Source organism: Pseudomonas sp. SWRI154, from assembly GCF_014268645.1.
Classification (GTDB): Bacteria; Pseudomonadota; Gammaproteobacteria; order Pseudomonadales; family Pseudomonadaceae; genus Aquipseudomonas; species Aquipseudomonas marvdashtae.
Map to the genome: position 1 here is coordinate 275,299 of NZ_JABWQW010000002.1, position 11,776 is coordinate 287,074.

8 protein-coding genes are annotated in these 11,776 nt (G+C 61.7%); 4 read left to right on the plus strand and 4 right to left on the minus strand.

From position 1 onward, the window contains the following. The first annotated feature begins 209 nt into the window (after positions 1-209). Positions 210-1,397, plus strand: coding sequence for a benzoate/H(+) symporter BenE family transporter (locus tag HU806_RS03255; protein WP_186609874.1), 1,188 nt, complete (start codon positions 210-212; stop codon positions 1,395-1,397). A 66-nt stretch (positions 1,398-1,463) separates the two neighbouring features. On the opposite strand, the gene HU806_RS03260 is transcribed toward HU806_RS03255, so the two are convergent. Beyond that, entirely contained in the window at positions 1,464-1,805 is a 342-nt protein-coding gene (locus HU806_RS03260) for a YggL family protein (protein WP_186609875.1), read from the minus strand. Between the two features lie 233 nt (positions 1,806-2,038). On the opposite strand from HU806_RS03260, the gene dacB reads away from it, so the two are divergent. Continuing rightward, a complete protein-coding gene (gene dacB, locus HU806_RS03265; RefSeq protein WP_186609876.1) occupies positions 2,039-3,505 on the plus strand; it encodes a D-alanyl-D-alanine carboxypeptidase/D-alanyl-D-alanine endopeptidase in 1,467 nt (488 codons plus the stop codon). 61 nt (positions 3,506-3,566) lie between these two features. Here dacB and HU806_RS03270 read toward each other — a convergent pair whose 3' ends face one another. After that, entirely contained in the window at positions 3,567-5,957 is a 2,391-nt protein-coding gene (locus HU806_RS03270) for a sensor domain-containing diguanylate cyclase (protein WP_186609877.1), read from the minus strand. 142 nt (positions 5,958-6,099) lie between these two features. Beyond that, the gene (rlmKL, locus tag HU806_RS03275; protein WP_186609878.1) at positions 6,100-8,370 is read right to left on the minus strand and encodes a bifunctional 23S rRNA (guanine(2069)-N(7))-methyltransferase RlmK/23S rRNA (guanine(2445)-N(2))-methyltransferase RlmL; all 2,271 of its coding nucleotides are present in this window, start codon (positions 8,368-8,370) and stop codon (positions 6,100-6,102) included. Positions 8,371-8,902: 532 nt separating this feature from the next. On the opposite strand from rlmKL, the gene rmf reads away from it, so the two are divergent. Then, on the plus strand, positions 8,903-9,118 hold the full coding sequence (gene rmf, locus HU806_RS03280; protein WP_003223300.1) for a ribosome modulation factor: 216 nt from the start codon (positions 8,903-8,905) through the stop codon (positions 9,116-9,118). 178 nt (positions 9,119-9,296) lie between these two features. On the opposite strand, the gene HU806_RS03285 is transcribed toward rmf, so the two are convergent. Continuing rightward, positions 9,297-10,316, minus strand: a complete 1,020-nt coding sequence (locus HU806_RS03285; RefSeq protein ID WP_186609879.1) for a quinone-dependent dihydroorotate dehydrogenase — start codon at positions 10,314-10,316, stop codon at positions 9,297-9,299. Positions 10,317-10,550: 234 nt separating this feature from the next. On the opposite strand from HU806_RS03285, the gene HU806_RS03290 reads away from it, so the two are divergent. Beyond that, positions 10,551-11,762: a CmpA/NrtA family ABC transporter substrate-binding protein gene (locus HU806_RS03290; RefSeq protein ID WP_186609880.1), complete on the plus strand. Its 1,212-nt coding sequence runs from the start codon at positions 10,551-10,553 to the stop codon at positions 11,760-11,762. Positions 11,763-11,776: the final 14 nt, after the last annotated feature.

The window sequence follows — 11,776 nt, forward strand, 5'->3', positions numbered from 1 at the left end:
AACCGTGACTGTAATACGGCACAGCGGGTCGCTGGCAAGTATTGCGTAAAAAACACGGCGATTGTACACAACCTCTGATGGCAACACGACTGTACGGCTGTTTGCGGGCATGGCTGTATCGCAATCGGCAACTGTCTTGAGTTTAGGCTTAAACCCGAAACACGGGGCCCTCGAGGCCAGTCAATCTACAACAAGGACCACCGCCCACCATGACCGAAGTCACGACCACGCCACTTCGTCCATTGGCCGATACGTCGCCCTCGGCCATCGTTGCCGGGTTCATCGCCATGATGACCGGCTATACCAGTTCCCTGGTGCTGATGTTCCAGGCCGGCCAGGCGGCGGGGCTGACCAACGGGCAGATTTCCTCGTGGATCTGGGCAATTTCCATCGGCATGGCGATATGTTCCATCGGACTGTCGCTGCGCTATCGCACGCCGATTACCATCGCCTGGTCGACGCCGGGCGCGGCACTGCTGATTACCAGCCTGGGCGGTGTGGGCTATGGCGAGGCAATCGGTGCTTATATCACCTGCGCGATCCTGGTGACGATCTGTGGCCTGACCGGCAGCTTCGAACGCCTGGTCAAGCGCATTCCGGCCTCGCTGGCGGCGGCGTTGCTAGCCGGCATTCTGTTCAAGATCGGCAGCGAAATCTTCGTCGCCGCCCAGCATCGCACCGGCCTGGTGCTAGGCATGTTTTTTACCTACCTGATCGTCAAGCGCCTGTCTCCACGCTATGCGGTGCTCGCGGCGTTGCTGGTCGGCACCGCGCTGTCGGGTCTCCTGGGGCTGTTGGATTTCAACAGTTTCGCCCTTGAAGTCGCCACGCCTGTCTGGACCACGCCGCAGTTTTCCCTGGCAGCGACCATCAGCATCGGCATTCCGCTGTTTGTGGTGGCGATGACCTCGCAGAACATGCCTGGCATCGCCGTGCTGCGCGCCGACGGCTACAACGTGCCGGCATCGCCTTTGATCACCAGCACCGGCATCGCCTCGCTGCTGCTGGCACCGTTCGGTTCCCACGGGATCAACCTGGCGGCCATCAGCGCAGCGATCTGCACCGGGCCACACGCCCACGAAGATCGCGACAAGCGCTACACGGCGGCGGTCTGGTGCGGGATTTTCTACGGGATCGCCGGGGTGTTCGGCGCGACACTGGCGGCGCTGTTCGCCGCGCTGCCCAAGGAACTGGTGCTTTCGATCGCGGCCCTGGCACTGTTCGGATCGATCATCAATGGTCTGACCATCGCCATGAGCGAAACGAAAGAGCGCGAGGCGGCGCTGATTACCTTCATGGTCACGGCGTCGGGGCTGACGCTGTCTTCCATCGGTTCGGCGTTCTGGGGGATTGTGGCGGGGGTGTTGACGCTGTTGGTACTGAATTGGAATAAATGAGCTTCAAGCTTCAAGCTTCAAGCTTCAAGCACTGAGACTTGCGGCTTGAAGCTTGCAGCTTGCAGCTTATTTCTGATTGATCGGCTTTTCCGGGTACCAGACGTCCAGCAACGGGCTGACTTCAACGCTGGTCAGCTCAGGACGCGCCTTGAGCCAAGCCTCAACGGCTGCGCGCTGCTCTTCGGTCACCGAGCCACGCTTCTGCAGGCAAACCAGACCGTAGTCGTCGCCGCCGACGTAGCCAAGGCCGTTGGCTTCCATGGCCTCCTTCAAGAAAGCGTCGAGGAAAGCGTCAATAGCCTCATCGGCCAGATCTTCTTTGAAATCCAGGTTCAGTTCGAAACCCAGCTCTTGAAATTCATCCACGCACAGTTTTTTGCGCAGACGCTGGGAACGGTTAGTCGCCATTGGAGCAATCCTCATAAGTAATAACGGCCGGCACTTTACCAGTTTGGTGCATCGTTTGCCCGACTCATCGGACATGTCCGTCTACCGTCGGTAAAAAAATACCGCTTCGATGGGCTTGGGCACGGCACAAGCCGTTGCGCCTTGGGGCATAATGCCGACACTTTCATGACCGTTGAGGGCGTTCATTTCCATGTCCTCGTCTTTTTCCCCTCGCCTGTAGGGTTTTATTTCAAATGATCAAATCTTTGCGCCCACTGCTTCTGGCCAGTCTTCTTTTTCCTTTGGCCCTTCCCGTTAATACCCACGCTGCCACCATCAACACCGCCCTTTCGCCCAATGTGCAAAAGGCCCTCAAGAACAGCAAACTGCAAGACAACGCCTTGTCACTGGTGCTGGTGCCGCTCAACGGCCCGGGCACCCCGACGTTGTACAACGCCGATGTCTCGGTAAATCCGGCATCCACCATGAAACTGGTGACAACTTACGCCGCCCTGGAGATGCTCGGCCCCAATCATCAATGGAAGACCGAGTTCTATACCGACGGCACCCTCAGCGGCGGGATCCTCAACGGCAACCTGTACCTCAAGGGCGGCGGCGATCCCAAGCTGAACATGGAAAAGCTCTGGCTGCTGATGCGCGACCTGCGGGCCAACGGCGTGCAGCAAATTACCGGCGACCTGGTGCTGGACCGCAGCTTTTTCATCCAACCGCAGTTGCCCGAGTTCAACGACGACGGCAATGACGAAAACAAACCCTTCCTGGTCAAGCCCGATTCGCTGCTGGTCAACCTCAAGGCGCTGCGCTTCGTCGCCCGCAACGACGGTGGCCGGGTACTGGTCTCGGTCGAGCCGCCAATCGCCAGTATTCGTATCGAAAACGTGGTCAAGGCCGCCAATTCCAAACAATGCACCGGCGGCGTGCGCTACAACCCGGTGCCCCAGGCGGACGGCAGCATGACGGTGACCGTCAGCGGTCAACTCGGCGAGGGCTGCAGCTCCCAGACCTACCTCTCGTTGCTCGACCATGCCACCTACACCGCTGGCGCCGTGCGGGCGATCTGGAAAGAGTTGGGCGGCAGCATCCAAGGCAAGGACCGCCTGGCCGCGACCCCGAGTAGCGCCAAGCTGCTGGCCCGGGCATTTTCTCCGGACCTGGCGGAGATCATCCGCGACATCAACAAATACAGTAACAACACCATGGCCCAGCAGTTGTTCCTGAGCCTGGGCGCGCAATTTCGCAACGAGGCCGACGGTGACGACGCCAAGGCTGCGCAACGGGTGGTGCGCCAGTGGCTGGCCAAGAAAGGCATTACCGCGCCGCACCTGGTGATGGAAAATGGCTCGGGCCTGTCCCGCGCGGAACGGGTCAGCGCCCGGGAAATGGCGGCGATGCTCCAAGCCGCCTGGCGCAGCCCATATTCGGCGGAGTTCATCAGTTCGATGCCGATTGCCGGCACCGACGGCACCATGCGCAAACGCTTGAAGACCACCGCCATGGCCGGCGAAGCCCACGTCAAGACGGGCACGCTGAACACCGTCCGCGCCATCGCCGGCTACAGCCGCGACATCAACGGCAATACCTGGGCAGTGGTCGCGATCCTCAACGATCCGAAACCCTGGGGCGCTTCATCGGTTTTGGACCAGGTGCTGCTGGACCTGTACCGCCAGCCGAAACTGCCGCAGACGGCTTCGGTGCTCTGATCGCTTAAAATCAAGCTGGGAGCGGGCTTGCTCACTCCCACCGTAATCGACTTTATCCAGGCTAATGGCTACCCAGCTGCGCCTCGACTCGATCCCGTCCAGCCTGCTTCGCCGCGTACACTCCGGAGTCGGCCCGCAACAGCAGCGCATCGGCGCCTTCGCCGGCGCGCCAGCTGGCAATGCCGAAACTGGCGGTGATCACCCCCACGCCGTCGATCGGCGCCGCGCGAAGGCCGTCCCATAATCCCAGCGCCAGGGTATAGGCGCTTTCGGCGTCCGTGTCGGGGCACAGCACCACGAATTCTTCCCCGCCCAAGCGACAGAACACATCGGTGCGGCGCAGTCGCTGGATGATTCGCTGGCAGACCGCTTGCAGCACCCGATCACCCACCGCATGGCCATACTGATCGTTGACGCGCTTGAAGTGATCGATGTCGAGCATGATGACCGTGAGTTCTCCGGAACCGCGCTCGACCCGGACCATCTCCGAGGTCAGGCGCTCCTGGAAATAACGTCGGTTGCGAATACCGGTCAAGGCATCGGTCACGGACAGCGCCCGCAACTCTTCCTCCACGCGCTTGAGGTCGGAAATATCCGAAACATAGCCGTGCCACAACACCCCGCCGCCGGGCAACTGTTCGGGTGTTGCCTCGCCGCGCACCCAGCGCAAGCCGCGCTGTGGCAGTAGCACCCGGTACTCTTCACGCCAAGGGCTCAGGGTATCGGCCGAAATGCGGATGGAAGCGCGCACCCGTGCGCTGTCCAACGAATGGATTCGCGAGAAAATCGCTTCGGCGTTTCGCACCAGCACATCAGGTTCCAGTTCGTAGATGTCGCGAATGCCATCGCTGGCGTAGATCACGCTGAATCCGCCGTTGAAATCCATTTTGAATTGGTAGATGCCGCCGGGAACGTGGGCGCTGAGCTTCTTCAGCAACATATCCCGCGCGGCCAATGCCTCATGGACACGCTTGCGTTCGGTAACGTCGATGCAGATCGCCAGGTGCCCGACCCAAAGCCCTTGGTCGTCGAGCACTGGCGTGGCCAGCATGTTGACCGTCAAGTGGCTGCCGTCGCGGCGCACCAGAGTCCATTCCCGCGCCTGTTGGCCGCCCTGCTCGCCGCCCTCGAGCAGCATCGCATGGCACGTGGGGATCGGTTTGCCGAAACGGGCCGCCAACTGTGCGGACCGCTCCTGCAATTCGCGGGGAACGTGGAGGCCTTCCAAGGTCATGCTTTGCAAAACGTCGCAGCTCTGGTAACCGAGCATCTGCTCGGCGCCGGCGTTGAACGTGGTGATGATGCCCCGCAGGTCGGTGGCGATGATCGCGACTTGGGTCGCGGCATCGAGCACGCCCTTCAATTGGCCGTGAGTGCCACGTAATTCCGATTCCCGGGCATGCAGTTCGCGGGTGCGCTGGTCCACCAACGCCAGGGCCCGCTGCCGCTGGCTGACCAACGTGTAGAGCAAGGCGCTGAGCATCAGGCTGAGCAGTCCGCCCAGCACCGTCAGGCTCACCACGCTGGAGTGATTGCTCGACAGGAACAGACGACTGGGCCGCAGCTCTACGCGAAAGTCATGGTCGCCGAGGCGCAACGGCCGCGCTGCCGACAAATCGCTTTTGCCCGGACGGTTCGAGGTTTCGAACAGGACTTCTGGAGGATCGCCGTGGGCGGCGTCAAGCACACGCATCGACAGGTTGTCATCGTCAGCCTCCGGCAGGCCATCGGCGACCAACTGGCGCATGCTGATGGCCGCTACCACGTAACCGAACGGCTCGCTGGCCGATGGGCCGAGGACGGGCGCTGCCAACATGACACCCCGGGAAAAGGCCGGATCGACGCCTATCAGGTCGATCGGCTCGGAAACCACCAAGGCGTTACGCTGGCGGGCCCGTTCGAGCGTGACGCGGCGCAGAGGATGCGACAGCAAATCCAAGCCCAGCGGCGCGCCATAGGATGGCTGGCTCTGGACGTACAGCACCGGCACGTATTCGTCCCGTTCGGCGGACTCGCGCAGGACCCCGGCCTCGTCCCGCTCACGAACAGTAAACGTGCTCGACACTTCGGCCCGCGCTCGTTGTTCAAACGCTTGGCGCTCACCTCGCTGCACCCGAGGCGCCCAGGCGAAAGCCCGGGTGCGCCGCAACAGCGCTTCGGTGTAGCCGTGGAACTCGGTGCGGGAAACCCCAGCGGAGTTGGCGAAGAAGCGCCTCAGGCTGTCGAGGCGTTGTTCCTGATCCTGGAAACGTTCTTCGAGGCGGCTGTAGCGCTCCTCGACCAACAGTTCAAAGCGCTGGCGCAACTGGCGATTGAACTGGCTCAGCGTACCCCAGGCCAGCAGTCCGGTCAGCAGCGAGCCCACCATCAGGACCACTGCAGCCACGAGCCATGCTGAAACATCTTCGCTGATAAAGCCCAGGATCCTGGGACGCACCTGATGTAATGCCATACACATAACTCAGAAAGGACCGGTCTTGTGTACAGCCCCGGTCACACCCTCAGTTATAGCTATCTGCCACCACTTTAGCTAGCCCCCAAACGATCCAAGAGCCTTGAGTTTCAAGGCCTGCGTGGATCCAATCAGCCGAACATCAGCGCGCCATGATCTTCCATGCGCGGTGGATCTTGCTGTTGCGGGCAAAATCCGGATCGATGGTCTTGGCAGTGATTTCTTCAACTGCGTAACGCTCGCCCAGGTTGTCCTCGAGCTGGAACTTGCGGAAGTTGTTGGAGAAATACAGCACGCCTCCCGGCGCCAGGCGCGCCATGGCCAGGTCAAGCAGCTGGACGTGGTCGCGCTGCACGTCGAACACGCCTTCCATGCGCTTGGAGTTGGAGAAGGTCGGCGGATCGATGAAGATCAGGTCGTACTCGTCGCGACTGGCTTCCAGCCACGCCATGACGTCACCCTGTTCCAGGCGGTTCTTGTCGGAAAAACCGTTGAGCGACAGGTTGCGTCGAGCCCAGTCCAGGTAGGTTTTCGACAGGTCGACACTGGTGGTGTTCCGAGCACCACCCTTGGCGGCGTGGACGCTGGCGGTCGCGGTGTAGCAGAACAAGTTCAGGAAGCGCTTGCCGGCCGCTTCTTCCTGGATCCGCAGGCGCATCGGCCGATGGTCGAGAAACAGCCCGGTGTCCAGGTAGTCGGTCAGGTTGACCAACAGCTTTACGCCGCCTTCGTTGACCTCGGTGAATTTGCCCTGGGCACTCTGGCGCTCGTACTGCTTGGTGCCGCTCTGACGCTCGCGGCGCTTGATGACGACGCGGTTCTTATCGACATTCAAGGCTTGGGGAATGGCCGCCAGGGCATCGAACAATCGGGCCGAGGCCTTTTCCGGATCGATGGACTTCGGCGCGACGTATTCCTGGACGTGCACCCAATCGTGGTACAGGTCGATCGCCATGGAGTATTCCGGCATATCCGCATCGTAGACCCGGTAGCAGTCGACGCCTTCACGCTTGGCCCACTTGCTCAGTTGCTTGAGATTCTTTTGCAGGCGATTGGCGAACATCTGCCCGCCTTCGCTCAGGCGCGCCTGCTCGACCACGGGAGTCGGGGGAGGCGTTGGCTTGATCGGGTTGCCGTTCTTGTTGTACTGGCGCTCTTGGGGTACTTCAGGGGTTTGATCGTAGGCGGCCTGCTCACGCTCGGCCTGGCGCTGTTCTGGGGTACGGCGCTCGCCGGTGACGAACTGGTCCGGCAGCACTTTGATCAGCAGCAGTTTGCACGGCAAGGCGCCGTTCCAGAACGAATACTGCTTGTGGCTGCGAATGCCCATGCGCTTGCCCAGGTCGGGGGCGCCGGTGAACACCGCCGCCTCCCAGTTCAGACAGGCCTGGCGCAGGCGCTCGCCAAGGTTCTGGTAGAGGTAAAGCAGGCTGGCTTCGTCGCCCAGGCGCTCGCCGTACGGCGGGTTGCAGATCACCAGGCCTTTCTGGTTCTGGTCCGGACGGGGTTCGAAGGTGGCGACTTCGCCCTGATAGATCTTGATCCACTCGCTCAGGCCTGCGCGCTCGACGTTGTTGCGGCCCGGCTGGATCAGCCGTGGGTCGGCTTCGTAGCCGCGAATCCACAACGGTGGCTTGGCCAGCCCGGCGGTAGCGCGTTCGGTGGCCTCTTCATGAAGCTTCTTCCACAGCGCCGGCACGTGGCCGAGCCAGGCGGTAAAGCCCCACTGCTGGCGACGCAGGTTCGGCGCCATGTCGGCGGCGATCATGCCGGCTTCCACCAGGAACGTGCCGACACCGCACATCGGGTCGGCCAGCGCCCCGCCTTCAGCGGCAATGCGCGGCCAGCCGGCGCGGATCAGGATCGCGGCGGCAAGGTTTTCCTTCAGTGGCGCGGCGCCCTGCTGCAGTCGATAGCCGCGCTGGTGCAGGCTGTGGCCCGAGAGGTCCAGGGAAAGAATTGCCTCCCCACGATCCAGGCGCAGATGGATGCGCAGGTCCGGGTTGAGCTTGTCGATGGACGGCCGCTCGCCCGATGGCGTGCGCAGCTTGTCGACGATGGCGTCCTTGACCTTCAAGGCGCCGAAGTGAGTGTTGTCGATGCCCGAGCCGTGTCCGCTGAACTCTACCGCCAGGGTGCCATCGGCCAGCATATGATCTTGCCAATCGACGTCCAGCACGCCGTGGTACAGGTCTTCGGCGTCCTTCATCGGGAAGCGCTTGAGGACCAGCAACACGCGGTTGGCCAAGCGTGACCACAGGCACAGGCGATAGGCCGTTTCCATGTCGGCCATGCCGCGCACGGCTGAGGTGTGCTCGCGCGCCTCTTCAAGGCCAAGCCCGACGGCTTCCTCGATCAGCAGGCCTTCGAGGCCCTTGGGGCAGGTGAGGAAGAGTTCGAAACGATCGGACATGGGAATTTCCAGAGCCTTTGGCTAAGTGGACCGGGCAACGCATTGCCGGGCCGGGTTCAATCAGGTGCTTTTCTCAAGAGCACCCGCGTGGCACGAACGTGTGCCGTTCCGCCCCCGCCGCTCAGGTTTAAAAAGCTTAGATGCGAAGGCAGAAAAAAAATTCTGTGCAACAAATTGTGAAAACGCGTCCCTTTCGTCGAATAGTACCTGAGTGCAACAGGGGGACATTCTCATTCAAACTCAGGGACCGCCCTTCGGCGCAGGGCTGATCATACAGGGGTCTTGCGCAAAAGCGGGTGCTGAACATCAGGTTACTTATCGCACTAGCATCTTTATTGTTACGTGCTTATGACAAAACGATCATTCCATCCGTGTGACGCTTTGGTTAGAACTCACCACAGGTTGGCGTCGAAACGGCGCCGACACCTTGGCTCGTCACGCCGGCAACGAGCCACCAACGGCAGAATGATTCTGCCCCGACCTCGATTGAGGTCGACGCTAAGCAACAGTCAACAAGTGAGGGCAACACCCTATGAGAAGACTTAAGCGTGATCCGTTGGAAAGAGCATTTTTACGCGGTTACCAATATGGCGTTGGTGGTAAATCCCGTGAGCTTTGCCCCTTTACTCTACCGTCAGTACGTCAAGCCTGGATCAACGGCTGGCGAGAAGGACGCGGCGACAACTGGGACGGTATGACCGGCACTGCGGGTATCCACAGACTCAACGAACTTCACGCCGTCGGCTGACACAGGGCTCAATACTCAACAACTCGACAATTTGACACCCAAACCGATTTAACCACGCACGCCCCATCCGGGCGGCGGGCTACGGCCCAAGGGGCTCCTTTACAGGAGCCCTTTTTAATGGACATCTCAAAGACCACACATCCTGTGGCAATGGATCTGCGCAGAACTAACCTTCGGTTCAACCCAACGCCGCAATCGCATCCACCGACTCACGAATCAACGCCGGCCCTTTGTAGATAAAGCCCGAATAGATCTGCACCAGGCTTGCCCCGGCGGTGATCTTCTCGGCGGCATGCTTGCCTTCGGTAATCCCCCCCGCCGCGATGATTGGCAAGCGCCCCGCCAATTCAGCGGCCAGCACCTTCACGGTGTGGGTGCTCTTGTCACGCACGGGCGCGCCAGACAAACCGCCCGCCTCGTCACCGTGTTCCAGCCCTTCGACGCCTTCGCGGCCCAGGGTCGTGTTGGTGGCGATCACCGCGTCCATACCCGTCTCGATCAGGGCCTGGGCCACCTGGGTGGTCTCCTCGTCGGTCATGTCCGGGGCGATCTTGATCGCCAGTGGCACATGCCGGCCGTGGGTCAAGGCCAGTTCCGCGCGACGTTGGGCCAGGTCGGCCAGCAGTTGCTTGAGGGAATCACCGAATTGCAGGCTGCGCAGCCCCGGTGTGTTGGGCGAGCTGACGTTGACGGTCACGTAGCTGGCGTGGGCGTAGACCTTGTCCAGACAGATCAGGTAGTCGTCGACGGCGCGCTCCACCGGCGTGTCGAAGTTCTTGCCGATGTTGATGCCCAGCACGCCCTTGTATTTGGCCGCGGCCACACGGGCCAGCAGATGATCGACGCCCAGGTTGTTGAAGCCCATGCGGTTGATGATCGCCTCGGCTTGCGGCAGACGGAAGATCCGTGGCTTGGGGTTGCCCGGCTGTGGTCGCGGCGTGACGGTGCCGATTTCAACGAAGCCGAAACCCAATTGCGCAAAGCCGTCGATGGCCGCGCCGTTCTTGTCCAGGCCCGCCGCCAATCCGACCGGGTTGGGAAATTCCAGGCCCATGACCGTCACCGGCAATTTTGCCGGGGCTTTGCACAGCAGCCCATTGAGGCCCAGGCGTCCGCCCGCGCCGATCAAGTCCAGGGACAGGTCATGGGAAGTTTCCGGGGAGAGTTTGAACAGCAGTTCACGGGCCAGGGTGTACATGGGCGGCTTTGACTCGGGCGACGAAATGAGGCGGCGATTATAGCCGGGCAACGGCGGCGCAAGCGAGGCGTGCGCACAATCCGACGGCACTGGCATATGCCTTGCACCCTTTTGGTCATCAGCGCCCCATGCCAACGACGGAATGAGTGTCGCACTGTTTCAAGGGACAGCAGCGTCGTCGTTCGGCCTTCTTGGCCAGGACACGGCGCTTTTTTGATGTGGAAGGTGATACCGATGAATGAAATTCCAGCCACGCCCCTGGCTTGGGTCAATGGCAGCGATGCCCCGGAAAAGAGCGCGGTCAATCTCGGCTTCATGGCCTTGAGCGACTGTGCCCCGCTGGTCGTCGCCGCGACACAGGGTTTCGCCCAGCCCTACGGCCTGACCCTGAACCTCAAGCGCCAGGCATCCTGGGCCAACCTGCGGGACAAGCTGGTCAGCGGCGAAATCGATGCCGCCCACAGCCTTTACGGCCTGATCTACGCCGTGCACCTGGGCATCGGCGGCGTCGCCCCAACGGACATGGCCGTGCTGATGGGACTCAACCAGAATGGCCAGAGCATCAACCTCTCCCATGGTCTCCAGGCCCAAGGCGTGACCAGTCCTGAGGCACTGGAACAGCACGTGCACCAAACTCGCCCGAAACTGACCTTCGCCCAGACCTTCCCCACCGGCACCCATGCCATGTGGCTCTACTACTGGCTCGCCGCCCAGGGCATTCATCCACTGTCGGATGTCGACAGCGTGGTGGTGCCGCCGCCACAAATGATCGCGCACCTGCAAGCCGGGCGTATCGACGGATTTTGCGTCGGCGAGCCCTGGTGCGCCAGCGCGGTGAAGCAGAACCTCGGCTTTACCCTGGCGACCACCCAGACCATCTGGCCCGACCATCCGGAAAAAGTCCTCGGCAGCACCCGTGCGTTCGTCGAGCAATACCCCAATACCGCCCGGGCGCTGGTGATGGCAATCCTCGAAGCCAGCCGCTTCATCGAACAAAGCACTGAAAACCGCCGCAGCACCGCGCAATTGTTGAGCGCCCCCGAATACCTCGACGCGCCGCTCGACTGCATCGAACCCCGACTGCTGGGCATCTACGCCGACGGCCTGGGCAACAGTTGGCAAGATCCCCACGCCATGCGTTTTCATGGCGGCGGCGAGGTCAACCTGCCTTACCTGTCCGACGGCATGTGGTTCATGACTCAATTCCGCCGCTGGGGCCTGTTGCGCGAAGACCCGGACTACCTGGCCGTGGCCCGGCAAGTCCAGCAGCTCGGGTTGTATCGGGAGGCCGCCGAGGCGCTGGGGGTTTCATCGCCGCGCCAAGACATGCGCAGCAGTCAACTGATCGACGGCACCACCTGGGACGGTTCCGACCCGGCCGGGTATGCCCGCAGCTTCAAACTGCACGCCTTGAGCGATGCGGCTCCCCTTCTCGCCAGCCGCTGACAGGAGCCACGACC